The sequence below is a fragment of the Rhizobium hidalgonense genome, assembly GCF_002914525.1.
Classification (GTDB): domain Bacteria; phylum Pseudomonadota; class Alphaproteobacteria; order Rhizobiales; family Rhizobiaceae; genus Rhizobium; species Rhizobium hidalgonense.
This window is the reverse complement of record NZ_LODW01000093.1, coordinates 191349-218236: the sequence shown is the minus strand read 5'-3', so window position 1 is coordinate 218236 and position 26888 is coordinate 191349. Positions and strand designations below refer to the sequence as shown.

Here is a 26888-nt window from a genome sequence, read left to right as displayed (position 1 = left end):
AGGCTATCGTGACTGGCTGCTCAGTGCGGCTTGACAATGTGACCGGGTGCGTTGCATTTTCGCCACAATGCGTTGCTTAAAGGTCACGCAGGGTTTTGGACATTCGCTCCCGATCGAGTCGTTGCAGCGCTGGCTTTTTAAGCCGGCGTTCTTTGGTTTCGATCGGATGGCGAGGGCGGCGGGTGCCGTCTGAAGAGAGGCCGAATGACGCAGGATGGGGTATCGCCGCCGGCGGCGGGCGAGGCGGTGACCACGGTGACCGATCGGCGCGCCCTTTTCGCCGTGCCCGGCCTGGTGCTTGCCGGCGGCGCGCTCCTCTGCGCCACCGCGACCCTGTTTGTGCTGCTCGGCCTTACACCGATCGCGCCGACGTCGCATGTCGTCATCACCTCGGTAATCGTCAATTCCTTCTTCGTCCTGACGCTGCTGGCGCTGATCGCCCGCGAGGTGGCAAGGCTGCTTAAGGCGCGGACCCGCGGCCGGGCAGCCGCCCGCCTGCATATCCGCATCGTCGTGCTGTTCTCGATCGTCGCGATCACGCCGGCGATCCTCGTCGCTATCTTCGCCAGCATCACGCTCAACGCCGGCCTCGACCGCTGGTTTGCATTGCGCACCCAGTCGATCGTCAGCTCGTCGCGCAATATCGGCCAGGCCTATATGATGGAAAACGCCAGCTATCTGCAGGGGCAGACGGTTTCCATGGCCAACGACCTGGAGCGCAACCGCGCGCTTTACAGCCTCGACAGGACGGGCTTTGCCGACCTGATGACGCGCCAGGCGAGGGGCCGCGGCCTGCTCGGCTCCTTCCTCGTCGAGCGCGACGGTTCGGTCGTCGTCCAGGCCGACATCACCACCGAAAAGCCGTTGCCGGCAATCCCGCAGGACGCGCTCGAGAAGGCCGCGGCCGGCCAGCCGACGCTGATTCCGCCCGGCGTCACCAACCTCGTCGGCGCCATCATCAAGCTCGACGCCATCCCGGGCACCTTCCTCTATACGGTGCGCGCCGTCGATCCCAAGGTCATGGGCGCCATGCGCATGATGGAGGAGAACGCCACCGAATATCGATCGATGGAAGCCAACCGCTTCTCGTTGCAGATCGCTTTCGCCGTGCTCTACATCGGCTTCGCGCTGATCGTGCTGCTCGCAGCGATCTGGACGGCGATCGCGGTGGCCGACCGCATTGTCCGGCCGATCCGGCTCTTGATCACGGCGGCCGACAGCGTGGCATCGGGCAATATGGATATCGTCGTGCCGGTGCATTCCGTCGATGGCGACGTCGCCAATCTGTCGCGCACCTTCAACAAGATGATCTCGGAAATCCGCACGCAGCGCGACGAGATCCTCGAGGCAAAGGACGAGGTCGATGACCGCCGCCGCTTCATCGAAGCGGTGCTGTCGGGTGTTACCGCCGCCGTCATCGGCGTCGAGCAGGACCGCCGCATCGCCATCGTCAACAGTTCGGCCGAGACGCTGATGTCGCTGTCAGCCGACGAGATGCTCGGCAAGCAACTGGCCGACATCGCCCCTGAGGTCGATCAGGTGCTGACCGAGGCGGCGTCACGTCATCGCGGCGATTTCCGCAAGCAGATCGCGCTGGTGCGCGGCGGCACGGTCAGGACGCTAAGCGTGCAGGTCACCCGCGAGGAAGTGCGCGATATGAGCGAATCCTATGTGATTACGCTCGACGACATCACCGACCTCGTCATCGCCCAGCGCTCGACCGCCTGGGGCGACGTCGCAAGACGCATCGCTCATGAGATCAAGAACCCGCTGACGCCGATCCAGCTTTCCGCCGAGCGCATCCAGCGGCGTTACGGCAAGCAGATCGACCAGGCCGACCGCACCGTCTTCGACCAATGCACCGAGACGATCATCCGCCAGGTCGGCGATATCGGCCGCATGGTCGACGAATTCTCCGCCTTCGCCCGCATGCCGAAGCCGACCAAGGAACCGAGCGACCTGCGCGATATTCTGCGCGACGCAATCTTCCTGCGCGAGATGGGCAATCATCACGTCAGCTTTGCGCAGGATTTCGGCGAGCAGCCGCTGGAGGGCCTGTTCGATAGCCGCATGCTCGGCCAGGCTTTCGGAAATCTAATCAAGAATGCCGTGGAAGCGATCGAAGCCGTTCCGAGCGACGAACGGGACGAACGCAAGATTCTCGTTCGCGCCGCCTTCGATGCCGGCCGCGACCGCTTCACCGTCGATGTCATCGACAATGGCCGCGGCCTGCCGGTGGAGAACCGCCACAGCATTCTGGAGCCTTATATGACGATGCGCGAGAAGGGCACCGGTCTCGGTCTCGCCATCGTCAAGAAGATCATCGAGGAACATGGCGGGCAGCTCGAGCTGCACGATGCGCCCGCCGATTTTGATCGGGGAAGAGGGGCCATGATCCGCGTGCATCTGCCACGCCGGGATCCGACGCCCTCCGCTCCCGCAGCCAATGACAAGGAAAGCGTTTATGGCCTCTGATATTCTCGTCGTCGACGACGAGCACGATATTCGCGAGATCGTTTCCGGCATCCTCTCCGACGAGGGACACGAAACGCGCACGGCCCATGACAGCGACAGCGCACTGGCGGCGATCTCCGACCGCGTGCCGCGGCTGATCTTCCTCGATATTTGGATGCAGGGCAGCAAGCTCGATGGCCTGTCGCTGCTCGACGAGATCAAGACCCGTCATCCGGATCTGCCCGTGGTGATGATCTCAGGCCATGGCAATATCGAGACCGCCGTCTCGGCGATCAAGCGCGGCGCCTTCGATTTCATCGAGAAGCCCTTCAAGGCCGACCGGCTGATCCTGATTGCCGAAAGGGCGCTTGAAAATTCCAAGCTGAAGCGCGAAGTCTCCGAGCTGAAGCGCCGCACCGGCGACGCACTGGAACTGATCGGCACATCGGTCGCCGTGTCGCAGCTGCGCCAGACGATCGAGAAGGTCTCGCCGACCAACAGCCGCATCATGATCCTCGGCGCATCCGGCTCCGGCAAGGAACTCGTGGCGCGGATGATCCACAAGAAGTCGGCTCGCGCCAACGGCCCCTTCGTGGCGATCAACGCTGCCAACATCACGCCCGATCGCATGGAGGTGGCGCTGTTCGGCACCGAGGGCACGCCCGGCCAGGCGCGCAAGATCGGCGCGCTCGAGGAAGCCCATCGCGGCATCCTCTATCTCGACGAAGTCGGCGAGATGCCGCGCGAGACGCAGAACAAGATTCTCCGCGTCCTGGTCGATCAGCAGTTCGAGCGCGTCGGCGGTTCCAAGCGCGTCAAAGTCGATGTCCGGATCATCTCTTCGACCGCCTATAATCTCGAGAGCCGCATCACCGAGGGATGGTTCCGCGAGGATCTCTATCATCGCCTCGCCGTCGTACCGGTGCGTGTGCCCGCACTTGCCGAGCGGCGCGAAGACATTCCCTTCCTCGTCGACCAACTGATGCGCCAGATTTCCGAGCAGGCCGGCATCCGTCCGCGCCGCATCGGCGACGACGCCATGGCCGTACTGCAGGCACATGACTGGCCGGGCAACATCCGCCAGCTGCGCAACAATATCGAGCGGCTGATGATTCTGGCCCGCACCGATGGGCCGGATGCGCCGATCACTGCCGACATGCTGCCGACCGACCTCGGCGACATGCTGCCGAAGGTGTCGGCCAAGAACGATTATCACATCATGACGCTGCCGCTGCGCGAAGCCCGCGAGATGTTCGAGAAGGACTATCTGATCGCCCAGATCAACCGCTTCGGCGGCAATATCTCGCGCACCGCCGAATTCGTCGGCATGGAGCGTTCGGCACTGCACCGCAAGCTGAAGTCGCTCGGCGTCTGATCCTTTCCGGCGGGGCCATTGCCCCGCCGCATTCCCTTATCGCTTTCCGAAGACCAGGTTTCCCATGCCGAGAATTGCCTATGTGAACGGCCGCTACGTCAAGCATTCCGATGCCAGCGTGCATATCGAGGATCGCGGTTACCAGTTCGCCGACGGCGTTTATGAGGTCTGCGAGGTCCGCCACGGCTATATCGTCGATCTCACCCGCCATCTGAACCGTCTCGACCGTTCGCTCAGCGAGTTGCGCATTACCTGGCCGATGGGCCGGGCGGCGCTGACCCAAGTCATTCGCCAGACGCTGCGCCGCAACCACGTGCGCGACGGGCTTTTCTATCTGCAAGTGACGCGCGGTGTCGCGCGGCGCGATCATGTCTTTCCGGCCGAGGGCACGCCGCCTTCACTCGTGATCACCGCCAAGAGCACCGATCCCAAAATCATTGCCGCCAAGAATGCCAACGGCATCAGGGCGATTACCGTTGCCGACAATCGCTGGGACCGCGTCGACATCAAATCCATCGGCCTGCTGCCGAATGCCATGGCCCGCCAGCAGGCCAAGGAGGCGGGCGCCCAGGAGGCGATCTATGTCGACGCCGACGGCATGGTGAAGGAAGGGGCGGCGACCAATGTCTGGATCGTCGATCCCGATGGAACGCTGGTCACCCGCCCGGCCGAACACGGCATCCTGCGCGGCATTACCCGCACCACGCTGATGGATGTCGCAGCCAGGCTGGGCTTGAAGATCGCGGAGCGGAATTTCTCCGTTTCCGAGATGCTCACTGCTCGCGAGGTCTTCCTCACCGCAGCAACAAGTATTTGTTTTCCGGTCGTTTCCGTCGACGGCCAGGCCATCGCCAACGGCCATCCGGGCAGCGTTTCGCAGAAAGTCCGCGAGGCCTTTTTCGACGTTGCGGAAAAGATTGCGATTTGATACCAAGATTTGCTGGACAGGTGGAATGAGGGTGCCGCCGGTCTTGCATGGAGAGGTTGATTGGTATTCTACCGGCCAGATCGGGTCGGCAATAAAGAAAGAAGCGGCGCGATGGCGGAACGTTCTCAGAATCTGCAGGACTTATTTCTTAATACTGTTCGCAAGCAAAAGATTTCCCTGACAATCTTTTTGATCAACGGCGTGAAACTCACGGGCGTTGTTACGTCTTTTGACAATTTCTGTGTTCTTCTTCGCCGTGACGGCCATTCGCAGCTCGTGTATAAGCATGCGATCTCGACGATCATGCCGGGCCAGCCGATGCAGATGTTCGAGAGCGAAGAAGCAGCGTCCTAACAGGATCAGCCGTCATTTCGACACGCGATACCAAGAACGATTCGATCATCCCTGAGGCCGCCAAGCACAGGGACGACATGCGCGCGACTGTCGTCGTGCCGGTTCTGAAGTCGCGCAGCCGCGGCGGCCAGAGCGAATCGGCCTCGACCCGCACGCCGGAAAGCCGGCTCGAAGAGGCGACCGGGCTTGCCCTGGCGATCGATCTCGATGTGGTCAATGGCCAGGTCGTGCCAGTCAACGACCCGAGACCGGCGACGCTGCTCGGCACCGGCAAGATCGAGGAGATCAAGGCGCTGCTCAACGAGCGCGATTCCGGTCTCGTCATCGTCGATCATCCGCTGACGCCGGTGCAGCAGCGCAATCTCGAAAAGGAATGGAACGCCAAGGTCATCGACCGGACGGGCCTGATCCTCGAAATCTTCGGCCGCCGCGCCTCCACCAAGGAAGGCACGCTGCAGGTCGATCTCGCCCACCTGAATTATCAGAAAGGCCGGCTGGTCAGAAGCTGGACCCACCTTGAACGCCAGCGCGGCGGCGGCGGCTTCATGGGCGGCCCCGGCGAAACCCAGATCGAGGCCGACCGGCGGATGCTGCAGGACCGCATCATCAAGCTCGAACGCGAGTTGGAGCAGGTCGTGCGCACCCGCCAACTGCATCGCGCCAAGCGCCGCAAGGTGCCGCACCCGATCGTAGCACTCGTCGGCTATACCAATGCCGGCAAGTCGACGCTGTTCAACCGCATCACCGGCGCCGGCGTGCTGGCCGAAGACATGCTCTTTGCCACGCTCGACCCGACGCTTCGGCGCATGAAGCTGCCGCACGGCCGCACGGTCATCCTGTCCGACACCGTCGGCTTCATCTCCGACCTGCCGACCCATCTGGTGGCCGCCTTCCGCGCGACCTTGGAAGAGGTGCTGGAAGCCGATCTCATTCTGCATGTCCGCGACATGTCCGATGCCGACAACCAGGCGCAGAGCTCCGACGTGATGCGCATCCTGAACGACCTCGGCATCGACGAGGCCGAAGCCGACAAACGGCTGATCGAGGTCTGGAACAAGATCGACCGGCTGGAGCCGGAGGTCCACGACGCCATGGTGCAGAAATCATCAGGCGCCAGCAACGTGGTGGCGGTTTCCGCCGTCAGCGGCGAGGGTGTTGATACGCTGATGGACGAAATCAGCCGCCGCCTCTCCGGCGTGATGACCGAAACGACGATCCGCCTTCCCGTCGACAAGCTGGCGCTGCTGCCCTGGCTCTACGATCACGCCATCGTCGACGCCCGCGAGGATAATGAGGACGGCTCGATCACGCTGGAACTGCGGCTGTCCGAAACCGAAGCCGCCGAACTCGAACGCCGCATCGGCATCGGGCCGAAGCCTGCGAAAGAGGATTGGGAGCGGTAAGTTCGGCGCGGCCAGCCCCTCATCCGGCTGCCGCCATCTTCTCCCTGCTTGCGGGGAGAAGGGATATGCCAGCCCGGCCTCCTCAATCTCGACGTTGAATTTGGCACGTCCCCTCTACCCGTTTACGGGGAGAGGGTTAGGGTGAGGGGCAGCATCCGCACGAAGCCGCAGGTGTCAACTCATTCGGCCCCGGCCGTCACAGCTCGTTCGATCGCCTTCGCTGCCTGCCAGATCTCTTCCATGCGTTCGAGACTAGCCGCCTCAAGCGTCTCGCCTTCCGCATCAAGAACATGCTCGATATGATTGAATCGACGCCTGAATTTCGTATTCGTTCCGCGCACGGCCTGTTCCGGATCAGCCTTCACATGCCGGCCGATATTGACGACCGCGAAGATCAAATCGCCGAGTTCGTCGCTGACTTTCGCCCGGTCGCCGTCTCTCAGCGCCACCCGTAATTCGCCGATCTCTTCCTCGATCTTGTCGAGGATCGGCTCGGGCGCCGACCAGTCGAAGCCGACCTTGGCGGCGCGTTCCTGCAGCTTCAGCGCTTCTGTCAGGGCCGGGAAACTGCGCTGCACCGAGCCGAGAAAGCCGCCCTTGAAATCCTCGGTGATCCCGCGCCGCGCTCGCCGCTCGGTGCGCTCGCGTTTTTCCGCCTGCTTGATCTCGTCCCACTGGATCTTGACGGCGTCGGGCGTATCGGCGTCCGAGCGGGCAAAGACATGCGGGTGGCGCCTGATCATCTTGGTGGTGATGGCGTTGACCACGTCGCCGAAGGAGAATTCGCCGGCCTCCTCGGCCATGCGGGCATGGAAGACCACCTGCAGCAGCAGGTCGCCCAGCTCGTCGCAGAGATCGTCCATATCGCCGCGCTCGATCGCGTCGGAGACCTCATAGGCCTCCTCGATCGTATAGGGCTTGATCGTCTCGAAATTCTGCACGATGTCCCAAGGGCAGCCGGTCTCGGGATGGCGCAGCGCCGCCATGATCTCGATCAGCCGCGAAATGTCTTTTGAAGGTTCCATGGTGCCTCAATTAAGCGGAATATCGTTGGCGCTCTTCGACGACTGATAGCTGGAAGACAGTGCGTCGTAGCGCGCCTTGATGCGGGCGGTCTGCGCCTTCAACGCCGTCTTCAGCGGAGCCTCTTCGGTCTCGACCAGATCGGCGATGGCAAAACTGTTCCAGAAGGCGTTTTGCCTGCGATAGCCGCCCGGTTCAAGCCCGAAGACCTCCTTCAGGATCTTCAGGTCGTGCGGAATGGCGAAGGCATCGCGGGAATCCTCGTGACTGAAGAAGTAGTAGAAATTATCGAAGCCCGCCCAGGTGATCGCCGACATGCACATGGTGCAGGGTTCGTGCGTCGACAGGAAAATCAAATCCTTGGTCGCCGGCTTGTCGCCAAGCTCGTAGAAGCGCTTCAGCGTGTGCACCTCGCCATGCCAGAGCGGATTCTCCAACTCGTTGTTGGTCTCGGCGACGACGAGCGAAAGATCGGATTTGCGCAGGATCGCCGCGCCGAACACCTTATTGCCAAGCGAAACGCCGCGCTCGGTGAGCGGCAGGATATCCTCTTCCATGACCGAAAGCAGGCGGGCGGCGATGGTCTCGTCAGGCATTGGCATCTCCGGTTTTCCCCGCAGTCTATCGTCTTGGCGGCGCGAGCGAAATGCGCCAAACGCCGGTAGACGCCGTTTATCACAGGCTTTACAGTGCGCTGCAGCAAATGCGCTCACCTGTGCTGTTTCGGTCAGCATGGGTGACTTTTCTCAAATCATTGATGACGCGAGCAAAAGAATACGCGCGTATTGGGACTTTCGAATTTCTGTTCCTTCAATCCCTTGTCGATCAAGGGCATATTCTGGCAACTTCGAAGTGGATTGATGATGCCTTCCAAGACTGAACAGCTTTCGGTATTTCCCGCCTTCTTTCGCGTGGAAGGCCAGAAGACGGCTGTCTTCGGCAATGGCGACGAAGCTTTCGCCAAGGTGCGGCTGCTTCTCAACACACGAGCGCGGATCATCGCCTATGCCGTCCGGCCCGAAGCCGATTACCACGCCTTCCTGATTGCCAACCGCATCGAGACCGTGCGCGCTGCCTTCTCCGCCGAGCAGGTGGAAACGGCAGCACTCGTCTTCGCTGCCACCGGCAATGAAGCCGACGACCGCGAGATTGTCGATGCCGCCCGCGCTGCCGGAATTCCGGCCAATGCCGTCGATCAGCCCGACTACTGCGATTTCTTCACGCCGGCGCTGGTCAATCGCGCCCCGATCGCCGTTGCGATCGGCACCGAAGGGGCGGGGCCGGTTCTGGCCCAGATGATCCGTGCGCAGATCGATCAGCTTCTTTCGCCCTCGCTCGGCCGGCTTGCTGGCCTGGCGACGAGCTATCGCAAATCCGTCGAGCAGCTAGTGCCGCGCGGCGTCTCCCGCCGCGTCTTCTGGCGCCGCTTCTTCTCCGGTCCCGTTGCCGATGCGGTCGCCAACGGCAACCTGCCGCAGGCCCAGCATGCCGCCGACCGGCTGCTGCGCTCGATGGACAAGGTCGCCGGCCATGTCTGGCTGGTTGGCGCCGGTCCGGGTGCCGAGGATCTGCTGACGCTGCGCGCCCAGCGCGTGATGATGGAGGCCGATGTCATCGTCTATGATGCCCTCGTGCCGCAGGCGATCGTCGATATGGGGCGCCGCGATGCCGAACGGCTTTCGGTCGGCAAGCGCAAAGGCTGTCATTCCAAGTCGCAGGAAGAGATCAACGAGCTGCTGGTCGATCTCGGCCGTCAGGGCAGGCGCGTCGTGCGGCTGAAATCAGGTGATCCGCTGGTCTATGGCCGGGCAGGCGAAGAGATGGCGGCATTGCGCGCCGCCGGCATCACCTATGAGGTCGTGCCCGGCATCACCTCGGCCTTCGCCGCCGCCGCCGATTTCGAGCTGCCGCTGACGCTGCGCGGCGTCGCCTCCTCGCTTGTTTTCACCACCGGCCATGATCTGACCGGCGACGTGCTGCCCGATTGGGCAAGTCTTGCGGTCTCCGGCGCGACGATCGCTGTCTATATGGGCCGCACGGTTGCTGCCTCCGTCGCTGAGCGGCTGATGCAGGCGGGCATTCCCGCCGAGACCACCGTCGCCGTCATCGAAAATGCCAGCCGCGCCGAGCGCCGCCTGCTGCATGGCACGCTTGCCGATCTGCCCGATTTGCAACATCGCGACGAATTGACCGGGCCGGTCATGGTCATTATCGGCGATGCGGTCGCCGGCGCCAATTTCGAACTGTCCGAGCCGCTGGTGCGTGCCAACGCCCGGCTCGAGGAACTTGCAAGGAGCTGAATATGGGTGACAAGGTTCTGACGGCCAACCGGCTGACGGACGGCATTGCCGTCTGGCTGGATGCGAACGGGAAATGGTCCACCTCGCTGCAGGAGGCGCTTGTCGCTCGTCACAACGAAGCCGTTGAGGCGTTGGAGGCGATCGGCAAGAAATCCTATGCCGATAACGAGGTGGTTGACGTCGCCGTCGTCGACGTTCAGGAAACCGACGGTATTCTCTGGCCGCTCCGCCTGCGCGAGCGCATCCGCGCCCAGGGCCCGACCATGGAATACGCACCGGGCTACGCTCCTGCCGATCCCGAATTCATTGCAGTCTGAGGAAGACGATGTACCGTTACGACGAATTTGACCATGCCTTTGTCACCGAGCGCGTCGAGCAGTTCCGCGATCAGGTTCAGCGTCGCCTTGCCGGCGAGCTCGCCGAGGATGCGTTCAAGCCGCTGCGCCTGATGAACGGCGTTTACCTGCAGCTGCATGCCTATATGCTGCGCATCGCCATTCCCTATGGCACGCTGAGCGCGCGCCAGATGCGCATGCTCGCCCATATCGCCCGCACCTATGACCGCGGTTATGGTCACTTCACCACGCGCCAGAACCTGCAGTTCAACTGGCCGAAGCTCTCGGAAATCCCCGATGCGCTGGCCGACCTCGCAAGTGTCGAGATGCATGCGCTGCAGACCTCGGGCAACTGCATCAGAAATGTGACGGCCGATCACTTTGCCGGCGCTGCCGCCGATGAGGTCGCCGATCCCAGACCCTATGCCGAAATCCTGCGCCAGTGGTCGTCGGTCCACCCGGAATTCTCCTTCCTGCCGCGTAAGTTCAAGATCGCCGTCACCGGCGCCGAGCGCGACCGCGCTGCGATTCAGGTCCATGATATCGGCCTGCATTTGAAGACGAACGACAAGGGCGAGATCGGCTTTGCCGTCTATGTCGGCGGCGGCCAGGGCCGTACGCCGATGATCGCCAAGCTGATCCGCGACTTCCTGCCCGAGGAAGACCTGCTCTCCTACACAACCGCTATCGTGCGCGTGTACAATCTGCACGGCCGCCGCGACAACAAGTACAAGGCGCGCATCAAGATCCTCGTGCACGAAACCGGCGCCGAGGAACTGACGCGCCAGGTGGAAGCCGAATTCGCCGCGCTGAAAGATACCGAACTGAAACTGCCGGAAAAGGACGTGGAGGCGATCGCCAGCTATTTTGCCCTGCCTGATTTGCCTGAGCGCGCTGAGGGCTGGGAAAATCTCGCGCGCTGGAAGAAGGCCGACGCAGGCTTCGCCCGCTGGGTCCAGCAGAACGTGCAGCCGCACAAGAATCCCGATTACGGCATGGTGACGATCTCGCTGAAGCCGATCGGCGGTATTCCGGGCGACGCTACCGATGCGCAGATGGATGCGATCGCCGATCTCGCCGAGGAATATGCCTTCGACGAAATCCGCGTCAGCCACGAGCAGAACCTGATCCTGCCGCATGTGGCGCTGGCCGATCTCGAAGCGGTCTATCGCGGCCTCGTGGCTATCAATCTGGCCGAAGCCAATGCCGGCCTGATCACCGATATCATTGCCTGTCCGGGGCTCGACTATTGCGCGCTCGCCAATGCGCGCTCCATTCCGCTGGCGCAGGAAATCTCCCGCCGTTTCGGCAGTGCCGAGCGCCAGGCCGAGATCGGCGAACTGAAGATCAAGATCTCCGGCTGCATCAATGCCTGCGGCCACCACCATGTCGGCCATATCGGCCTGCTCGGTGTCGAGAAGAAGGGGGCCGAACTCTATCAGATCACGCTCGGCGGTTCCGGCGACCAACATACCTCGATCGGCGAGATCATCGGCCGCGGCTTCGAGCCGGACCGGGTGACCGATGCGATCGAGACGATCGTCGACACCTATCTCGGCCTGCGCCTCGATCCGTCAGAGATCTTCCTTGCCACCTATCGCCGCGTCGGTCCGCAGCCTTTCAAGACTGCGCTCTACGGCTCGGCGGCGGAAGCGGCATAAGGAGGGGATGATGACGAAGATCTGGAGAGAAACCGGTTTTGTCGAAAACGATCCCTGGGTGATCGAGACGGAAGAGGTGAAGGCGACCGGTGAGCAGAAGCCGCTGCTTAGCCTCGACGAGCTGCTCGCCAGGGCCGATGAAAGCAACGATGTCGGCCTCGGCGTGCTGATCAAACCGGCCGACGACGTGCGCCGGCTGGAGCCTTACCTCGATCGCCTTGAAATTATTGCCGTCGCCTTTCCGGCCTTCAATGACGGCCGCGCCTTCAGCCATGCCTCGCTGCTGCGGCAGCGCCTTGGTTACACCAGCGAACTGCGTGCTGTCGGCGACGTGCTGATCGATCAGGTGCCGCTGATGCTGCGTGTCGGCATCGACAGTTTTTCCGTGACCAACGCCACGGCGCTGAAGCGGCTTGCTGAAAACCGTCTTCCGGCCATTCCCCATCATTATCAGCCGGCGGTGCGTGACGCCGAAGCCGGCAAGGGCTATAGTTGGCGCCGTCAGGCGAAGCCGGCCGCATAAGCGACCGGTCCGCCTTTTTACGATGGCGGAATGATAGCATGAAGACATTCGAAGTCGCGGTGATCGGTGGCGGTCTCGCCGGCATGATCGCTGCAATCGCGCTCGCCCGTGGCGGCCGCAGCGTGGCGCTGGTGGCACCCGTTGCCGCAAAGGAGGACCGGCGCACCACGGCGCTGATGGATCAGTCGATCCGCTTCCTCGATCGCCTGACGCTTTGGGAAAAACTGCGCCCGGCCGCCGCTCCTCTCAGCAGCATGCGCATCATCGACGGCACCGACCGGCTGTTGCGCGCGCCGACCACGACCTTTCGCGCCGCCGAAGTCGGCCTCGATGCCTTCGGCTATAATTTTCCCAACAAGGCTCTGACCGAGATCCTCGAAACGGCGGCGGCCGGCGAGGGCAATATCACCCGCTTGACCGAGATGGCCGAATCGATCGCGATTTCGAATGAAGCCGTCTCGATCACGCTCGCCAACGGCGAGACGGTAACGGCCGATTTTGCCGTCGGTGCCGACGGCCGCGGCTCGAAGCTGCGCGAGACGGCAGCAATCGACACCCGCAAATGGTCCTATCCTCAATCGGCCATGGTGCTGAATTTCGCCCATTCGCTGCCGCACCAGAACATATCGAGCGAATTCCACACCAAACACGGCCCCTTTACCCAAGTGCCGCTGCCGGGTGGCCGTTCCAGCCTGGTCTGGGTGCAGGATCCCGCTGAGGCGGCGAGTCGCATGGCATTGCCGCTCCCTGAACTTGGGCGTCTCGTCGAGGCGCAGATGCAGTCTATGCTCGGCAAAGTGAGCATCGAGGAAGGCGTCCAGGTCTGGCCGTTGTCAGGCATGATGGCACATCGTTTCGGCAAGGGACGAATCGCGTTGATCGGCGAAGCCGCCCATGTCTTCCCGCCGATTGGCGCGCAGGGGCTGAACCTCAGCCTGCGCGATATCATGGCGCTTGCCGATATCCTCTGCGACCGGGCCGAATTGCCGGTGCCGGCCGATGCCGGCGACAGCTTCGACCGCAAGCGCCGCGCCGACATCATGACGCGCACGGCCAGTGTCGATCTTCTCAACCGCTCGCTGCTCTCGGATTTCCTCCCCGTTCAGATGCTGCGTGCCGCCGGCCTGCACATCCTTGCGGCCCTTCCGCCCCTGCGCAGCATCGTCATGCGCGAGGGCATCGAGCCGGGTCGCGGCTTCCGCGATATTCCGGATGCCCTAAGGGAGAAGCTGAAACGGAAGAAGGCCTGAGCGGATCGCGATCAGCCAGAGCGAAACGCTTGCCACCGACAGCACCGTGGTGATCAGGATCGTCGCCGAGGCGCGCTCCTGCCAGACGCCATATTGCTGGCCGATGACGAAGACGTTGGTCGCCGTCGGGAGGCAGGCGAGCAGCACGGCGGCCTGGATCCAGACCGGATCGAAACCACCGACGGCCGTCAGTGCGATGAAGACCGCGATCGGATGCAGGATCAGCTTCGCCGGCACGATATAGGAAATCTCAGCCGCCCGCTTCAGCGGCCGCAAAGCCAGCGTCACGCCCATGGCGAAAAGCGCGCAGGGAGCCGCGGCCTGGGCGAGGTAATCGACCAGGCGCTGGAACGCCAGCGGTTGATCGATATCAAGGGCGGCGACCGCAAAGCCTGCCGCCGTCGATAGAATGAAGGGATGCAGCGCGACCTTGCGGGCGATATCGGCGGCAAGCCGGCCGGGTGAACGCTTGTCGTCGCCGGCTGCCGCCATCAGCGCCGGCGCCACGATGAAATGCAGCGCATTCTCGAAGCAGATGATCAGCGCCACCGGCACGGCGGCACCTTCGCCGAGTGCGAGCAGCGCCAGGCCCGGCCCCATATAACCGATATTGCCGTAGGCGCCGGCAAAGGACTGGATGGTGCAGTCGGCAAGCGAATTGCCGCGCAGCACGCGGCCGACGGCAAACAGCAGGATGAAGACCGCATAGGTCGCGGCGATATCGGTGACGATGAAATCGACGCGCGTCAGCTCTTCGATCGGCGTGCGCGAGACCAGCTTGAAGAACAGAGCGGGCAGGGCGGCATAGATGATGAAGGTGTTCAGCCAGCCGAGCGCCTCGGCCGGCTGCTTCGTCGCCTTGGCGGCGATGAAACCGATCAGGATCAGGCCGAAGAACGGCAGTAGCAGGCTGACGATATCGGCCAAGAGGGCTTCCAGAGCGCTGGGATGATCGGCGGGTCAGGATCTGACTTAAGCAATTCCAGCAAAAGTGTGTAGCGGTTTTTCGTCCGGAATTGCGCAGAAACAAGAGCAATTCCAGCAAAAGTGTGTAGCGGTTTTTCGTCCGAAAATTGCTCAACAAACAAACCAGTAGAGCGTGGACTCATTCACGCGATGAGTACACGCTCTACGACCCCAAACCAATAAGCGATCGATCAGTAATCCCAGAAGGCCGCCACCCAGCGAAAGGCGTCGCCATCGACCGCCACCCGGCCGACAGACGGGAACGGCAGGTGAGTGGCCACCAGTTGCTCGCCGGTCTCCGCCAGTTCCCGCAGAAGACGGACCCGAACGCGGACCGCCTCCTCGGGGTCGTGTTCGAAGCCATTGAACCAGTCGGGGTGTTCAAACCCGACAGCGAACACGGCATCGCCGGCAAACATCAGCCGGTCGCCGCCGGACGCCAGGCGGATCACGCTGTGCCCGGGGGTGTGTCCGCCGGTGCGATGGACGACCACACCAGGCGCCACCTCGTACTCCTCGTCGAACAGCCTGAGATGGCTGCTATACTCTTTGGCGAACCGCTTTGCGGCCGCCCGAAGCGCGTCCGGAAACCCCGGCGGCATGGAGACCCGGGAGAAATCGGGCGCCTCCCAGAACTTGACCTCGGCCGCCGCCACGTGGATCCGCAGGTCCGGACGCAACTGGTCCTTCACCCCGTCGACGAGCAGCCCGCCAATGTGGTCCATGTGCATGTGGGTCAGCACCACGTCGGTCACCGAAGCAAGATCAATGCCGGCGGCCCCCAGTCGCTTGATCAACTGTCCGGCCCGCGGCAGGTGCAGGTCGGGGTCGATCCCCAGCCCGGCGTCGAGAAGTATGATCTGCTCGCCGCTGCGCACCACGACGACGTTCAGCGCCCAATCCAAAGCGTCCGGCGGCAGGAACATGTCTTTCAGCCAGGTCGCTCGGACGGCGGGATCGATGTTGTGTCCCAGCATCGCGGTTGGGAGCGGTAGCACTCCATCGCTGACCACCAGCACCTCGATATCGCCGATATTAAGCGCGTAGCGCGACGGAACCAACTCGTCGAGCCGATGTCTGCCGGGGTGTGCGGTGTTTTCCAGGCTCATCTTTGTCTCAAGGTTCATGTTCGTCTCCTTCTGACCGCCGCCTTAAGCACGGCACCGACGACGCTACAGGGAGGCCTGTTTTCGGTCGATTGGGTCGAGGGATAGGCCTGGTAGGGCCAAGGACAGGGCGAGCTATACCACCGCATAGGTCTGTCATTCAGGTTGCGGGAACCGGATCGATCGACCAGTCGCGCCTGAACTAGCCGATCTGCATCAGGACCGGGAAGGTCTGCTGAAACCAGATGGCCACATCGCTGACCCATCCAAACAGGAAGGCAAGGCCGGTCAGCACGAGGAAGACACCCATCACCTTTTCCACCGTGCCGAGATGGCGGCGGAAGCGCGACAGGAAGCGCATGAAGGCGCCGGAAAAGCCGGCGGCGATCCAGAAGGGGATGGCAAGGCCGAGCGAATAGACAGCAAGCAGTCCGGCGCCGGAGCCGACCGTCTCGCGCGAGGCGGCGACACCGAGGATCGCGCCGAGCACGGGGCCGATGCAGGGCGTCCAGCCGAAGGCGAAGGCAAGGCCCATAATATAGGCCCCCGTCAGCGTCGCCGGCTTGCCGCCGCCCTGGAAGCGCGCCTCGCGGGCAAGCAGGCCCAATCGGAAGACGCCGAGGAAATTCAGCCCCATGACGATAATGATCAGCCCGCCGATCTTGGAGAGAAGATCGAGATGCTGGCGAAGCGCCATGCCGATGCTGGAAGCCCCGGCGCCGAGCGCCACGAAGACCGTGGCAAAGCCGAGCGTGAAGAGCAGTGCCGAGAACAGCACGCCACGCCGGACATCGGGCGCGACCGCAACGGCACCACCGCCGCGGAACTGCTCGACTGAAATGCCGGCCATGTAGCAGAGATAGGGCGGGACGAGGGGAAGCACGCAAGGCGACAGAAAGGAAAGCGCCCCGGCTATCAATGCGCTCCACAGGGAAATATCGGCAATCGACACACATTCTCTCCGGCTGCTATCTGCGTGATGTTCCTAGCTTTGCAGGTCCGGCATTGCCAATCACCTTTTCGCGCGCGCAAGATATGTGTCTTGCGCCCCGCAAGAAATGTGCAGATCGCTGAAAAAAGCCGAATTTTTCGGTTGACCGCAATGGGTCGCCTGCCTATGTTCCGCCCACTTCCAGCCGGGGTGCTTCACACCCACGGAGAGGGAGAGCGTAGCTCAGCCGGTAGAGCAACTGACTTTTAATCAGTAGGTCTCGGGTTCGAACCCCGACGCTCTCACCATCATTTCCAAGAACTGGTTTTTCGATTTAGTGTCGCCGTCCGGCCTCACTAATTCATGTGGTGTGGCCACCGATCGTGAATCGAATCTGCGGCAGCTTTGTCACCATCCCATATGAAGCTGGCAAAGCCGAATGCCCCCTGTCGGCGCTGCCAGTGGCGTCCCGTTATCGCGTTCTGCCGCTTCGGGAAAACGCCCAAACAATTTTAAGACGTACAGTCACCGCGAGTGTGGCCTTGTTGCTACAGCTATTTGTTGGTGAATATTATATTATGCTTTTATTCTAATGCATGAGGTACAGAAAATGAAGTTGACTATCGCCACCACTTTCCTCGCACTCGTCGCATCGACCGCTTTTGCAGCGGATGCCGTTCAGGATATCCCGGCCGCTCCCGTTGCGGCTGCACCTGTCTTCACTTGGTCCGGTCCGTACTTCGGTATCGACGGCGGCGCCGGGTGGCTTAACGGTGATTTCGATTTCGGCGGCGGCGCCAGCGCTTCTGAGGATTTCAACGGCGGCGTTTTCGGCGCATTCGCCGGTTATAACTTCCAGTTCGACAGCATTGTCGTCGGTATCGAAGGCAACGTGGAACACAACTGGAATGAGGAAGATGTCCTCGGAGCGGAGATTGGCACGGATTGGTCCGGCGCCGTTCGCGGTCGGGTTGGCTACGCCTTCGACAAGGCGATGATCTATGGCGCAGCTGGCTGGACCGCCACGCGCGGTTACGTTGACGTGCCGGGATTCGACAAGGAAACGGAGACCTTCAACGGCTACACCGTCGGGGCTGGCGTCGACTTTGCCATCACCAACAACATCTTCGCCCGTGGCGAATACCGGTACAATGACTTCGGCAAGCAAGACATTCTTGGTGTTGATGTCGACCTCGACCAGCACGAGGTCAAGTTCGGCGTCGGCGTAAAGTTCTAAGAACTGCCGCCCAGTCGGGAGCAGGAAAGCCTCGCCGGCTCGGCGGGGCTTTTGTATTTTGGCGACCCAAAGCATGTCGCGCAAAAGTGTGCAGCGGTTTTGCGACAACGACATGCGTAAAAACAAAGACCCAAAGCATGTCGCGCAAAAGTGTGCAGCGGTTTTGCGGCAACGACATGCTCATGTCGCATGAATCAAGTTTGGCGCGACGTGGTTTAGCGTCGGAATTTATTTTCGATCCGCTGCGCGAGCGCGGGGTAACGCGACGCGAGATGAAATCTGCCAAAGAGACAGGAACCAACTTCCACAGCAGTCCGTTTTCTTCTCATCAAGAAACTGGAGAAATCGATCATGGATTGGAATCGTGTCGAAGGAAACTGGAAGCAGGCGAAGGGCAAGATCAAAGAACAGTGGGGCAAACTCACGGATGATGATCTCGACCAGATCGCCGGCAAGCGCGACCAACTGGAAGGCAAGATCCAGGAGCGGTATGGCATCGAGAGGGATCGTATTAGGCGCGATATCGATGACTGGTACGGTCGGCAGACTTGGTAGTACCTGAGCAAGGACCCGGTGGAAGCCGGGTTTTTGCCGAAGGGGCCAAGGTGGCCGCCGCCATTATTTCCTCATCTGCTTAGCCTCCCCAGCGGGCAAATGCTGTCGGATGTCAGGAGTATCGACCAAAAGCTAATAGAATGGCGCCGAGCGCGATAACGGCGAGGGCTGGCCAGTTCTGGGATAGCCCGAGGAACCTGAGGCCTTGGCGCCGTGGTTCCAGTGTGGTGCCACCCTGCGGCAGTTGATGCGGATTACTCGGTTTTCGACCAAGTACCGACGAAAAGAGAAAGAGAAGTCCGCCGATGATGAGAGCGGCTCCGATCAGGATGACCCACATGGTGGCCTCCGCTAACGACAAGGATGTGAGGTAAACCAAATCCGGGCTCGATCGTTCCGGCAGCCTCGGCGCAAATGCGAACCGGCCACTGCCTTTTGAATCCTCGGAACAAACACGCCGGTATTGAATTTGGCCGCTGATCCATATTGGAGATCCTGATGGACAAGACACCGAAGACGGCTATCCGCGGAATGATGTTATACGTGCTGGCTCTTCTCGTCCTGGGTGTTCTGGCGGGCGCCATATACACAATCTATGGCCACCCCGGCGATCCGTCCGAGCGACCTGCCGCTGAGACGATTCCGCAAAAAGCCCCGCCTCCGCAGTGAGATAATTTCCTCATCGAGAACAAACGATGACCGCTACGGCGTCTGCCACGTCCGGCGTGCACCTGGTCAGGTCGTATTGAAAGGCCTGCGTTTAACTGCAGAGGTCCAGCAAGCGGCAAGAAACATGGCTTTGGAAAGCAAGGCGGAAATCCTGTCGCAAGTCCTTCCAACCAGTAAAGAGCTCAATTTATAGGGGGAACAACCTACGACACCGAAATCGGTGCCGGGGTCTGGATCTATCGAACCGCTGTTCCAGATGCCATCCGGCAGGTCTGCCTGGAACACCGAGATACTGCGTGGCGCAATCGAAGCAGAGGAGTTTTCGGATGAAGGAACATGCGGTGGTGATTTCAGGAGGAGGTCCGACGGGGCTGATGCTGGCAGGCGAACTGGCATTGGCGGGCGTTGACGTTGCCATTGTCGAACGCCGGCAGAACCAGGAGATTGTCGGTTCGCGGGCCGGCGGGCTGAGCGCCCGCACGCTCGAGGTTCTCGATCAGCGTGGAGTGGTCGACCGGTTCCTTGCGGAAGGGCAGATCGCCCAGGTCACGGGTTTTGCAGTCACCCGGCTCGATATCAGCGATTTTCCGACCCGGCACAATTATGGGCTGGCGCTGCGGCAGAAACACATCGAGCGCATTCTGGCCGGCTGGGTCGGCGAGCTGCCGGTGGCTATCTATCGCGGCCGAGAGCTGACGGGCTTCGCTGAGGACGATACCGGCGTCACCATCGAACTCTCCGTTGGTGCTTCGCTGAGGGGAGGCTATCTCGTCGGCTGCGATGGCGGCCGCAGTCTGGTTCGCAAGATGGCCGGCATCGAGTTTCCGGGGTGGGATGCGACGACCAGCAACATTCTCGCCGAGGCCGAGATGGAGGAGGAGCCGCCGCTCGGCGTCCATCGCACGGCGCTCGGCATGCATGCCTTCGGCCGGGAGGAATACGAAATTCGCGACGGCAAGGTGATCTTTGCCAGCGAAGGTCCGGTCAACGTCATGGTGACCGAAAAGAATGCCGGTGGCACGGGCGAGCCGACGCTCGGTGATCTCAGGCAAGCCCTGATCGAAACATGCGGCACGGATTACGGCATCCATAGTCTGAGGTGGATTTCCAGGTTCACAGATATGTCGCGTCAGGCAACGGCTTACCGCAAGGGCCGGATTTTCCTGGCCGGCGACGCCGCGCATGTGCATTCTCCAGTGGGCGGGCAGGGCCTCAACACCGGTGTTCAGGACGCCGTCAACCTCGGCTGGAAGCTGGCCCAGGTGGTGAAGGGAATATCGCCGGCAAGCTTGCTCGACACCTATCATGCGGAACGCCATCCGGTGGCCGCCCGGGTGTTGCGCACGACGATGGCGCAGGTCGCGCTGCAGCGGACCGATGACCGCACCGAAGCCTTGCGAGATATCGTTTTGGAGCTCCTCGCCATGCAGGAACCCCGCAAGAAGATCGCCGCCGAAATGTCCGGATTGGCCATCCATTACGACCTCGGCGAGGGGCATCCGCTGCTTGGCCGCCGCATGCCGGACCTCGACCTCACCACATCAGATGGCCCTCTGCGGGTCTATGCGCTGCTGAAAAATGTGCAGCCAGTGCTCTTGAATCTCGGCGCGCCTGGCAGCCTCGACAACGGGGCGTGGTCTGGCCGCGTCCAACGGGTTGACGCCGGCTATGACGGCGTGTGGGAGCTGCCGGCGCTCGGTGCGGTGTCGGCCCCAACCGCCGCGTTGATCCGGCCCGATGGCTACGTGGCCTGGGTGGGCGAGGGGACGCCGGATGGTCTGCTCGAGGCGATGACGACCTGGTTCGGGCAACCCGACAAGGAGACGCCTAAACCTGGTTAAGCGGCGAGGCGGATCGAACCGCCATCCGATATCGCCTCGGCCTGCGGCATGGGTTTGCCGCGGCGCTCCCATGTCCGGCGGCTGATGCCGAAAGCCTCCCAGGGGCGCGCCTGGCTGAAGGAGTTGGCGAGATAGTCGGCTCGGGCAAGCGCGCCGGCGGCGCGGCGTTGCTCGTCTTTCCGATTTCGGTCGCGTTGCCGCCGCTTTTCCTTTTGCAGTTTTGCTCTTTTCGCCTTCGGGACATCGAAAGCGCCGATCGTGCGGATATCGAGAGTGCACCGTTCGGCGTAGCTCAAATGCAGAGCGTGGCCGAGCGCGTCGGCCGACAGCGAGGAAAGCGCACCTTCGTCCGCTCGAAGATGATCTCCTCCACGGCGGCTTTCCCGGCCCAGGGAAGCCATCTCGCTGCCCAGCCGAGAACCACGTCCACGAACTCCTGCCCGAATTCGACAAGGGCGAGGCTGGCGATCACCTCGACATAGATCAAAGCATCATCCGCCTCGGGTACGATGTCTCCATGGCGATGCCTGATCAATTTTTCGATCTCGCGCATCCGGCCGCGGAAATGGTTCCAGCGGCCGCCCCACGCACGGCGCTGCACCGCCTTATACCCCAGCAGGCAGTCGCCGATTTTGATGGCTGAGACATCCCGGACAAGACCATCCGAATGATCGGCTTTTACAGCCCGCTTCCTGGATTGAGTCGCTTTTTCTGCACCAAGACGTTCCATCGATTTCCTCGCGACCGGCCCAGGGAAGGCAAACGCGTGACTATAAAACAAGTCGAGGGGGGTGATGTAGCCTAAGGATACGTCATTCGGTGGATTGTTTGACGAAACGGCAATGGAGCGCGGTTCCCTCGGCGGACAACACGCGCAATAGGCCAGCCAAAGCACAGAGCCGAGTCGCTCCGAAGCTTATCGATCTATCGGCGCCAGCGGTCTCATCTCCATCTGATTGCCATGGAGAGAAGGCCCTTCGCCACAATTACATTAATCAGCGAAAGCCGAAGAAGCTCAAAACCGCGAGCACAATGACGACAGCGCCGACAATCCAGATTAAATTGTTCATGGGGACCGTTCTCCTGTTTGAATCGAGCCAACCGTGACCCGTTGACTTAACTGCGGGGCGGGCTTGGAGTTCCCTGACAATCCTATTGCTGCAGCGCGCCGCCTCTCACGAGGCAGTCATAGTGTGGCTGTTCCCTGTGGCATTCGCAGCGATGCCGCGCACCAATGTCGGCCGCGGCGCTTCAATAGCTGCATGAGCGCGCGTTGCCGGGTCTGAAACCACCCGCGCAAGCGGGGTTGATCGATGTGTCCCGTTGATACTGGAAGTCTTCACGATCGTGCTTGGCGGGCGAGGTGCAGGAAGACGTGATCGCCGACACGCCGAGCAGCGCGCCGATGGCTACGAATGTCAGAAATCGGTTCATCTGGGCTCTCCTTTGCGGAATTGATTTTGGTCATAGTCTACCGTGCCGTCACCAGCCTATACGAAACATCAGGCACGATTGATCACGCTTGGCTGAACACGTGTGCGATGGGTCAATCAGCCTTGAGCTTGTGCATTTGACCTTGATCGCTGACCAATTCACTCAGGATAATCTCATCGAGCTATTCTGCCGTTATGGAAGTAGTTGCGGAAGCTTTCGGCGAAATTCGGGCGATTTTATCTTGAATAAATCGAGGATTTTCAGTAATATTATCCCATAAAAAAGTAATATAAATGGGAGGTTACTATGTCGGAAACTCGGTTCGATCCGGTTTTGCTTCATCGTCAGCATTTCATCGCTGAGATCACATGTCTCGATGAAATCATCGATTTCCTGGATGAATGGCCGGAGGATAAACGAGGCCTGGCATATGACACGCTGTTGAAGGCGTGCCGGGACACGGCTAGCGGCCGTTTCCCGCTGAGCGCTGCACGCGAGAATTTTCGGCGTTTTCTGAAGATGTCGGGTGTGCTTGCCAAGGTCGAGGGCGCGCCCAAATTCGAGCAGCTGATGGGCGATCGAAATATCGGCAATGCTTGATAAGTTTGAATGAGCAGAGACGCGCCGTCACATCATGTGCGGCGCGTTCTGGTGTCAAAATCGGCTGGCCGCCGGACGCGTATTTCTGCGCACAATGCGTAGCGATCGCGGGGGATCTCGACGGATCTCGACGGATCTTAGGCAGTCGCGCCATTCGCCCAGTCACATCGGAACACCATCACCGGCTTCGAAAAGCCCTTGAGCCGCCGGCGCGATGCGTGACCAAAGAGATCGGTGGCGCCATACTCCCGAAAGATATTCTCCGAGACGAGGATCTGGTCGCTGGATGCGGCCGCACAGAGCCGTGCGGCGAGCTGTACGGTCGAGCCGAACAGGTCGTTGCTATCTTCGACCGGCTCGCCGCAATCCAGCCCGATGCGGATATGGATAGGCTCGGTGTTTCCGCCGTTGTAACGCCGGAATTCCTGCTGGATCGCCATGGCGCATTCGACGGCCGCCGTTGTGGCGGAAAAGGCCGCCATGATGCCGTCGCCGGTGTGCTTGACTTCGCGGCCGGAATTCTGGCCGAGGCATCGGCGCACGATCGCATCATGGGCTCTCACCATCTCAGTCCCGATGCGGTCGCCGAGCCGCGCTGTCATCTCGGTCGATCCGACGATATCGGTAAAGAGGATTGCCCGGTGGCCGGGATCCACTTGCGCCGAGGATTGGCCAGGCGCCGGTTCGGGATCATGAATTCGGCCGAGAAAAGCCTCGACCGCGGACAAAGCGACCTCGACAATCTCGCCGGCGACCAAGCCGTGCGCCTCACGATGCACACATTGGGCGGTTTCCATATCGGGCGCATCCACGAGACAGAAGGCTGTCCCACGCCGCTGGTCGAACCAATAGGTGAGGAACTTGACGCCGTAGCGATCCTGAATGTCGAGATCCATTCGATGCGCCCGCGCAACGTCGGCCGCCGACGTTCCCTCGAGAAAATGCCGGTCCATGAAGATAGGCATAGAGCGTCCTCCCAGATCCGCCGCGTGCAGGGGATGGCATTGTACGATCTGGATGCTGTCGCGTCCACTTTTCGCACAATCAATGAATGATTATTGAAGTTGTTTCTTCCAGAAAAGTCGCGGAGTTGCTGTAAATTCTATAGAATACTCGGGAAAGGCTGCGTTTTAATGAGTGGGCTTGGCGGGAGAAGCCTGATATTTACCATAATCAGTCGTTTGATAACCAAGTGCGGGGCTTTCGAAGCCGATCGGAGCGCTTCAAGTGTTGCATGTTTTCAAGCGCCTGGCTGGAGTGGGCAGGCGGCATGCCCGTTCCCGCCGCCATCGGCACGCAAATTGCATCTCTAACTCGTAAGCTCACCGAAATTAGAAAAGCTGTAGTGAAGTGAGACAGACGGCAAATTTTCGACCGGTCGGCTTGGCCTCAATGGGGCTCGGCCATTATGCCGTTATTAATTCTGTGTGGGACGCCGCGCGAACGCTGCTGCACGACTGGCCGGTCGATGACGGCGAAGATTATCTCGAAGCCGTGAAGTCGTGCCTGGATGCGATTATCGGCGATCTCCCGCCGGATGAGGTGCGGGCGTCCTTCATAAGGGCTGCGCAGGAAGCCGGCATCGCCGTCATCGAAGCTGCGGACTGAACGTCCCCGATCCATCGTCCTCACCGCCAGATCCCCCTGACTTGACTTTTCCAGCCGAAGGTCTAGCTTAGAACAAAACAGGAACATTGGAGATGGTCATGACACATACGGAACAAGTGATCGCCAACGCCCTAGCCCTTGTCGAAGCGTCGCGTGCGGCGCGCGAGCGCGATCAACTGCGACGCGCCGCCTGGCAGAGAAAGGTCGAGCTCAGCCGGCCGCTGCCGCGTCCGGTTCAATTGCCATTGGCGCTGAACTGATGCAGCCGGCAAAGATCCTGGAACCCGATACGATTTGGCCGGATCCGGCTTGGCCCGATCCTGCCTGGCCCGATCCTGCCTGGGAAGTCGAAGCCGTGCTGGCCTGGCATGACGACAATGCCAAGGCGGCGATCCGCTCGCTGCTCGACGACTGCAAACATCTCCGCCGGCAACTGGCGCTGGCGGAGCGGGCGATGAGCCGCGGGATGACCCGCGGTTGGACGCCGCGCTACGAGCGCGACGCCCTCTAACAGCGCTTACCACCGTTCAGACGCGCCTCACGAAGGGCGCCGAACGCGTTGACGGATCTGCGCCTAGCCACTGTCGACGGACAATTCGGAGCCTGTAATCGATCCGGGGAAGTCGGCTGCGGACGATGAAAACCCGGTAGCATTCGCCGCCAGTCAAGGCGCTGCGGCTGAGCTATGGCAGTGTCGGCCGAACACAGTGCATCGCCCATCGAATTTCTTTCATCGAGGACCGGGTGGCGCGCGCGTCGACCTCAGCAATCCGCATAGTCGGGCGACGGCTCGGCGTCGGCTTGGCACTCACGCATCATGTGCGAAACCGACATTTGCCAGATAGGCTTCCAGCGCCCGGGTATCGGCCGCTGCGACGATGGCGCCGACATAACCGTCCGGACGCACCAGCACCCAGTCGCCTGGGGCTAGGCCATAGGCCTGGCGGAAATGCCCGCCTTGATCCATCAGGTCGGCACGTTGGCAAATCCTGTGGATGTGCAGCCCCGGGCGCGGCGGTATCGCGAGTTGCTCGACCTCATAACCGAGCAGCGTCCAGTGCGTGCCCTTGAACAGGTCGAACAAACGTCTCGGCTGACCGGCCGCACCGGTCAGCGGTGCATCCGGCGCACGGTCGCCTGCCAGCAGGCCGCCGCGCCGCGCCGGCTTTTCCAGCGCAAGGGACGACTCGGGATAGCCGATATCGAGCTGATGAACCTCGCGGCCGCGCCGCATCTCGCCGCGCTTCAGAGCATCGAGCAGCCTCGTGGCAAGACCAAGCATCGCCGCCGCGATCGGGCGGCGCTCTTCCTCATAGCTGTCGAGCAGCGCATCCGGGGCGCCGGCGGCGACCGCCGCCAGTTTCCATCCGAGATTATAGGCATCCTGCACGCTGGTATTGAGACCCTGTCCGCCGGTCGGCGGATGCGTATGGCCGGCATCGCCGGCCAGGAACACGCGGCCGAGCCGGTAGCGATCGGCAAGCCGGGCGTTCATGTTGAAGGCCGAGGCCCAGGAAACCGATCGGACGTGAAGATCGTCGCGGCCGGTGCGCTCGTTCACCAGCGCGGCCAAACCAGCGGCCGACAGGTCGATCTCGCCGACAAGCGGGATTGGCCCTTGGATCTGGAACAGATCGGTTCCCGCCAGCGGGCAAAGTGCCAGCTGTCGCTGCATGTCGCCTTCGCCGAAGCGATGCCAGGCGTCGCGATCCAGCCCCGTCAGCACGACATCGGCGACGATGGCGCGCACGCCGAGTGTCTTGCCGGGAAAGCCGATATCGAGCGCGTGGCGCACGAAGCTGCGCCCACCATCGGCGCCGACGAGCCAGCGAGCGCGGATGGTTTCTTCCCCGGATCGGCCCTTGAGCCGCGCCATTACGCCCGCATCGTCCTGTTCGAAGCCGATGAGTTCACATCCGAATTCCGGGCGGTGCCCCAGTTCGAGCAGACGCTCGCGCATCACGCCCTCGGTCAGGAACTGCGGCACCATCAGCGGCAGATGGTAGGGTTCGGCAGGCGTCGGCGCTTCACCCAGCACGACGTCGGATTCGCTGAAGCTTCCATCGTCGCGATATTCCCGCTGCTTGGGATAGGTGCCGCCGAGCGCGACGATCCGGTCGAGGATGCCGAGATCTTCGAAGACTTCCTGTGTGCGCGGCTGAATGCCCTTGCCGCGGGAGCCGCGGAACGCGTCGTTCAATTTTTCGATCAGGCGGAAGTTGACGCCGCGCCGCGCCAGCTCGATTGCCAGCGTCAGCCCGGCCGCGCCAGCGCCTGATATCAGCACATCGACCTTAGAATTCGGTGTCATTGCAATCTCCATATGTGTATTATG

General features: G+C 61.7%; 28 protein-coding genes, 1 tRNA gene and 1 pseudogene. 20 read left to right on the top strand and 10 right to left on the bottom strand.

Annotated elements, in window-relative coordinates; genetic code table 11:
• Positions 1-204: 204 nt before the first annotated feature.
• From ATY29_RS28890 to hflX, 5 genes are all read left to right on the top strand, one after another.
• Entirely contained in the window at positions 205-2475 is a 2271-nt protein-coding gene (locus ATY29_RS28890) for a sensor histidine kinase NtrY-like (RefSeq protein ID WP_003573314.1), read from the top strand.
• A complete protein-coding gene (ntrX, locus tag ATY29_RS28885) occupies positions 2465-3829 on the top strand; it encodes a nitrogen assimilation response regulator NtrX (RefSeq protein WP_003573313.1) in 1365 nt (454 codons plus the stop codon). The genes ATY29_RS28890 and ntrX overlap by 11 nt, the downstream gene beginning before the upstream one ends.
• 64 nt (positions 3830-3893) lie before the next feature.
• The gene (locus tag ATY29_RS28880) at positions 3894-4757 is read left to right on the top strand and encodes a D-amino-acid transaminase (RefSeq protein ID WP_003573312.1); all 864 of its coding nucleotides are present in this window, start codon (positions 3894-3896) and stop codon (positions 4755-4757) included.
• 111 nt (positions 4758-4868) lie between these two features.
• Positions 4869-5111, top strand: a complete 243-nt coding sequence (hfq, locus tag ATY29_RS28875; RefSeq protein WP_003539403.1) for an RNA chaperone Hfq — start codon at positions 4869-4871, stop codon at positions 5109-5111.
• 77 nt (positions 5112-5188) lie between these two features.
• Positions 5189-6514, top strand: a complete 1326-nt coding sequence (hflX, locus tag ATY29_RS28870; protein WP_025416118.1) for a GTPase HflX — start codon at positions 5189-5191, stop codon at positions 6512-6514.
• Between the two features lie 179 nt (positions 6515-6693).
• Here hflX and mazG read toward each other — a convergent pair whose 3' ends face one another.
• Together mazG and ATY29_RS28860 are read right to left on the bottom strand one after the other, a co-directional pair.
• The gene (gene mazG, locus ATY29_RS28865) at positions 6694-7539 is read right to left on the bottom strand and encodes a nucleoside triphosphate pyrophosphohydrolase (protein ID WP_097533563.1); all 846 of its coding nucleotides are present in this window, start codon (positions 7537-7539) and stop codon (positions 6694-6696) included.
• Between the two features lie 6 nt (positions 7540-7545).
• Complete coding sequence (locus ATY29_RS28860) at positions 7546-8133, bottom strand: nucleoside deaminase (RefSeq protein WP_097533561.1); 588 nt, start codon at positions 8131-8133, stop codon at positions 7546-7548.
• A gap of 50 nt (positions 8134-8183) precedes the next feature.
• Between ATY29_RS28860 and ATY29_RS37095 the strand changes: the two genes are divergently transcribed.
• From ATY29_RS37095 to ATY29_RS28835, 6 genes are read left to right on the top strand one after another with little or no spacing between them, the layout of a single operon-like run.
• Positions 8184-8417, top strand: a complete 234-nt coding sequence (locus tag ATY29_RS37095; protein WP_165779368.1) for a hypothetical protein — start codon at positions 8184-8186, stop codon at positions 8415-8417.
• Positions 8401-9837, top strand: coding sequence for a siroheme synthase CysG (gene cysG / locus ATY29_RS28855; protein WP_097533611.1), 1437 nt, complete (start codon positions 8401-8403; stop codon positions 9835-9837). The genes ATY29_RS37095 and cysG overlap by 17 nt, the downstream gene beginning before the upstream one ends.
• A 2-nt stretch (positions 9838-9839) precedes the next feature.
• Complete coding sequence (locus tag ATY29_RS28850) at positions 9840-10154, top strand: DUF2849 domain-containing protein (protein WP_003579112.1); 315 nt, start codon at positions 9840-9842, stop codon at positions 10152-10154.
• Between the two features lie 8 nt (positions 10155-10162).
• The gene (locus ATY29_RS28845; RefSeq protein ID WP_097533559.1) at positions 10163-11833 is read left to right on the top strand and encodes a nitrite/sulfite reductase; all 1671 of its coding nucleotides are present in this window, start codon (positions 10163-10165) and stop codon (positions 11831-11833) included.
• 10 nt (positions 11834-11843) lie between these two features.
• Positions 11844-12356 carry a DUF934 domain-containing protein gene (locus ATY29_RS28840; protein ID WP_097533557.1) on the top strand — a complete coding sequence of 171 codons (513 nt, stop codon included), beginning with the start codon at positions 11844-11846 and terminating at the stop codon, positions 12354-12356.
• A 38-nt stretch (positions 12357-12394) separates the two neighbouring features.
• Entirely contained in the window at positions 12395-13606 is a 1212-nt protein-coding gene (locus ATY29_RS28835) for a UbiH/UbiF family hydroxylase (protein ID WP_097533555.1), read from the top strand.
• Here ATY29_RS28835 and ATY29_RS28830 read toward each other — a convergent pair.
• The 3 genes from ATY29_RS28830 to ATY29_RS28820 all read right to left on the bottom strand — a co-directional run bounded on the left by ATY29_RS28830 (position 13574) and on the right by ATY29_RS28820 (position 16630).
• On the bottom strand, positions 13574-14533 hold the full coding sequence (locus ATY29_RS28830; protein ID WP_097533553.1) for an AEC family transporter: 960 nt from the start codon (positions 14531-14533) through the stop codon (positions 13574-13576). The two genes, ATY29_RS28835 and ATY29_RS28830, sit on opposite strands and share 33 nt — an antisense overlap.
• A gap of 230 nt (positions 14534-14763) precedes the next feature.
• Complete coding sequence (locus tag ATY29_RS28825) at positions 14764-15699, bottom strand: MBL fold metallo-hydrolase (protein ID WP_003573299.1); 936 nt, start codon at positions 15697-15699, stop codon at positions 14764-14766.
• 181 nt (positions 15700-15880) lie between these two features.
• Complete coding sequence (locus tag ATY29_RS28820) at positions 15881-16630, bottom strand: cytochrome c biogenesis CcdA family protein (protein ID WP_003573297.1); 750 nt, start codon at positions 16628-16630, stop codon at positions 15881-15883.
• Positions 16631-16841: 211 nt separating this feature from the next.
• On the opposite strand from ATY29_RS28820, the gene ATY29_RS28815 reads away from it, so the two are divergent.
• From ATY29_RS28815 to ATY29_RS28805, 3 genes are all read left to right on the top strand, one after another.
• A tRNA-Lys gene (locus ATY29_RS28815) sits at positions 16842-16917 on the top strand.
• 302 nt (positions 16918-17219) lie between these two features.
• A complete protein-coding gene (locus ATY29_RS28810) occupies positions 17220-17846 on the top strand; it encodes an outer membrane protein (protein WP_097533551.1) in 627 nt (208 codons plus the stop codon).
• A 351-nt stretch (positions 17847-18197) separates the two neighbouring features.
• Positions 18198-18401, top strand: a complete 204-nt coding sequence (locus ATY29_RS28805; protein WP_003573292.1) for a CsbD family protein — start codon at positions 18198-18200, stop codon at positions 18399-18401.
• A 112-nt stretch (positions 18402-18513) separates the two neighbouring features.
• Here ATY29_RS28805 and ATY29_RS28800 read toward each other — a convergent pair whose 3' ends face one another.
• Positions 18514-18741, bottom strand: a complete 228-nt coding sequence (locus ATY29_RS28800) for a membrane protein (protein ID WP_025416123.1) — start codon at positions 18739-18741, stop codon at positions 18514-18516.
• A 158-nt stretch (positions 18742-18899) separates the two neighbouring features.
• On the opposite strand from ATY29_RS28800, the gene ATY29_RS37090 reads away from it, so the two are divergent.
• Both ATY29_RS37090 and ATY29_RS28795 read left to right on the top strand, forming a co-directional pair.
• Positions 18900-19070, top strand: coding sequence for a hypothetical protein (locus ATY29_RS37090; protein WP_164895900.1), 171 nt, complete (start codon positions 18900-18902; stop codon positions 19068-19070).
• Positions 19071-19396: 326 nt separating this feature from the next.
• Positions 19397-20911, top strand: coding sequence for an FAD-dependent monooxygenase (locus tag ATY29_RS28795; RefSeq protein WP_097533549.1), 1515 nt, complete (start codon positions 19397-19399; stop codon positions 20909-20911).
• Here the strand turns inward: ATY29_RS28795 and ATY29_RS28790 are convergent.
• Positions 20908-21641, bottom strand: a pseudogene (locus ATY29_RS28790) (hypothetical protein). The gene ATY29_RS28795 and the pseudogene ATY29_RS28790 sit on opposite strands and share 4 nt — an antisense overlap.
• A 521-nt stretch (positions 21642-22162) precedes the next feature.
• Complete coding sequence (locus ATY29_RS28785; protein ID WP_025416125.1) at positions 22163-22345, bottom strand: hypothetical protein; 183 nt, start codon at positions 22343-22345, stop codon at positions 22163-22165.
• Between the two features lie 306 nt (positions 22346-22651).
• On the opposite strand from ATY29_RS28785, the gene ATY29_RS28780 reads away from it, so the two are divergent.
• Positions 22652-22945 carry a DUF982 domain-containing protein gene (locus tag ATY29_RS28780; protein ID WP_003573278.1) on the top strand — a complete coding sequence of 98 codons (294 nt, stop codon included), beginning with the start codon at positions 22652-22654 and terminating at the stop codon, positions 22943-22945.
• A 137-nt stretch (positions 22946-23082) separates the two neighbouring features.
• Here the strand turns inward: ATY29_RS28780 and ATY29_RS28775 are convergent, their stop codons facing one another.
• On the bottom strand, positions 23083-23910 hold the full coding sequence (locus ATY29_RS28775) for a nickel-binding protein (RefSeq protein WP_003573276.1): 828 nt from the start codon (positions 23908-23910) through the stop codon (positions 23083-23085).
• Between the two features lie 385 nt (positions 23911-24295).
• On the opposite strand from ATY29_RS28775, the gene ATY29_RS28770 reads away from it, so the two are divergent.
• From ATY29_RS28770 to ATY29_RS28760, 3 genes are all read left to right on the top strand, one after another.
• The gene (locus tag ATY29_RS28770) at positions 24296-24553 is read left to right on the top strand and encodes a DUF982 domain-containing protein (RefSeq protein ID WP_003573274.1); all 258 of its coding nucleotides are present in this window, start codon (positions 24296-24298) and stop codon (positions 24551-24553) included.
• Positions 24554-24651: 98 nt separating this feature from the next.
• Positions 24652-24813 (top strand): hypothetical protein, encoded by a 162-nt coding sequence (locus ATY29_RS28765; protein WP_165779366.1) that lies wholly within the window; start codon positions 24652-24654, stop codon positions 24811-24813.
• A complete protein-coding gene (locus ATY29_RS28760; RefSeq protein WP_097533544.1) occupies positions 24813-25064 on the top strand; it encodes a hypothetical protein in 252 nt (83 codons plus the stop codon). Before ATY29_RS28765 ends, ATY29_RS28760 begins: the two co-directional genes overlap by 1 nt.
• 297 nt (positions 25065-25361) lie before the next feature.
• Here ATY29_RS28760 and ATY29_RS28755 read toward each other — a convergent pair whose 3' ends face one another.
• On the bottom strand, positions 25362-26864 hold the full coding sequence (locus ATY29_RS28755) for an FAD-dependent oxidoreductase (RefSeq protein WP_097533542.1): 1503 nt from the start codon (positions 26862-26864) through the stop codon (positions 25362-25364).
• Positions 26865-26888: the final 24 nt, after the last annotated feature.

Excerpts from the sequence above, each read along its gene's own strand:
- ATY29_RS28890 (WP_003573314.1), top strand. The coding sequence starts at position 205 with ATGACGCAGGATGGGGTATCGCCGCCGGCGGCGGGCGAGGCGGTGACC.
- ntrX (WP_003573313.1), top strand. The coding sequence starts at position 2,465 with ATGGCCTCTGATATTCTCGTCGTCGACGACGAGCACGATATTCGCGAG.
- ATY29_RS28880 (WP_003573312.1), top strand. The coding sequence starts at position 3,894 with ATGCCGAGAATTGCCTATGTGAACGGCCGCTACGTCAAGCATTCCGAT.
- hfq (WP_003539403.1), top strand. The coding sequence starts at position 4,869 with ATGGCGGAACGTTCTCAGAATCTGCAGGACTTATTTCTTAATACTGTT.
- hflX (WP_025416118.1), top strand. The coding sequence starts at position 5,189 with ATGCGCGCGACTGTCGTCGTGCCGGTTCTGAAGTCGCGCAGCCGCGGC.
- mazG (WP_097533563.1), bottom strand. The coding sequence starts at position 7,539 with ATGGAACCTTCAAAAGACATTTCGCGGCTGATCGAGATCATGGCGGCG.
- ATY29_RS28860 (WP_097533561.1), bottom strand. The coding sequence starts at position 8,133 with ATGCCTGACGAGACCATCGCCGCCCGCCTGCTTTCGGTCATGGAAGAG.
- ATY29_RS37095 (WP_165779368.1), top strand. The coding sequence starts at position 8,184 with ATGCGCCAAACGCCGGTAGACGCCGTTTATCACAGGCTTTACAGTGCG.
- cysG (WP_097533611.1), top strand. The coding sequence starts at position 8,401 with ATGCCTTCCAAGACTGAACAGCTTTCGGTATTTCCCGCCTTCTTTCGC.
- ATY29_RS28850 (WP_003579112.1), top strand. The coding sequence starts at position 9,840 with ATGGGTGACAAGGTTCTGACGGCCAACCGGCTGACGGACGGCATTGCC.
- ATY29_RS28845 (WP_097533559.1), top strand. The coding sequence starts at position 10,163 with ATGTACCGTTACGACGAATTTGACCATGCCTTTGTCACCGAGCGCGTC.
- ATY29_RS28840 (WP_097533557.1), top strand. The coding sequence starts at position 11,844 with ATGACGAAGATCTGGAGAGAAACCGGTTTTGTCGAAAACGATCCCTGG.
- ATY29_RS28835 (WP_097533555.1), top strand. The coding sequence starts at position 12,395 with ATGAAGACATTCGAAGTCGCGGTGATCGGTGGCGGTCTCGCCGGCATG.
- ATY29_RS28825 (WP_003573299.1), bottom strand. The coding sequence starts at position 15,699 with ATGAACCTTGAGACAAAGATGAGCCTGGAAAACACCGCACACCCCGGC.
- ATY29_RS28810 (WP_097533551.1), top strand. The coding sequence starts at position 17,220 with ATGAAGTTGACTATCGCCACCACTTTCCTCGCACTCGTCGCATCGACC.
- ATY29_RS28805 (WP_003573292.1), top strand. The coding sequence starts at position 18,198 with ATGGATTGGAATCGTGTCGAAGGAAACTGGAAGCAGGCGAAGGGCAAG.
- ATY29_RS28800 (WP_025416123.1), bottom strand. The coding sequence starts at position 18,741 with ATGTGGGTCATCCTGATCGGAGCCGCTCTCATCATCGGCGGACTTCTC.
- ATY29_RS37090 (WP_164895900.1), top strand. The coding sequence starts at position 18,900 with ATGGACAAGACACCGAAGACGGCTATCCGCGGAATGATGTTATACGTG.
- ATY29_RS28795 (WP_097533549.1), top strand. The coding sequence starts at position 19,397 with ATGAAGGAACATGCGGTGGTGATTTCAGGAGGAGGTCCGACGGGGCTG.
- ATY29_RS28785 (WP_025416125.1), bottom strand. The coding sequence starts at position 22,345 with ATGAACCGATTTCTGACATTCGTAGCCATCGGCGCGCTGCTCGGCGTG.
- ATY29_RS28780 (WP_003573278.1), top strand. The coding sequence starts at position 22,652 with ATGTCGGAAACTCGGTTCGATCCGGTTTTGCTTCATCGTCAGCATTTC.
- ATY29_RS28775 (WP_003573276.1), bottom strand. The coding sequence starts at position 23,910 with ATGCCTATCTTCATGGACCGGCATTTTCTCGAGGGAACGTCGGCGGCC.
- ATY29_RS28765 (WP_165779366.1), top strand. The coding sequence starts at position 24,652 with ATGACACATACGGAACAAGTGATCGCCAACGCCCTAGCCCTTGTCGAA.
- ATY29_RS28760 (WP_097533544.1), top strand. The coding sequence starts at position 24,813 with ATGCAGCCGGCAAAGATCCTGGAACCCGATACGATTTGGCCGGATCCG.
- ATY29_RS28755 (WP_097533542.1), bottom strand. The coding sequence starts at position 26,864 with ATGACACCGAATTCTAAGGTCGATGTGCTGATATCAGGCGCTGGCGCG.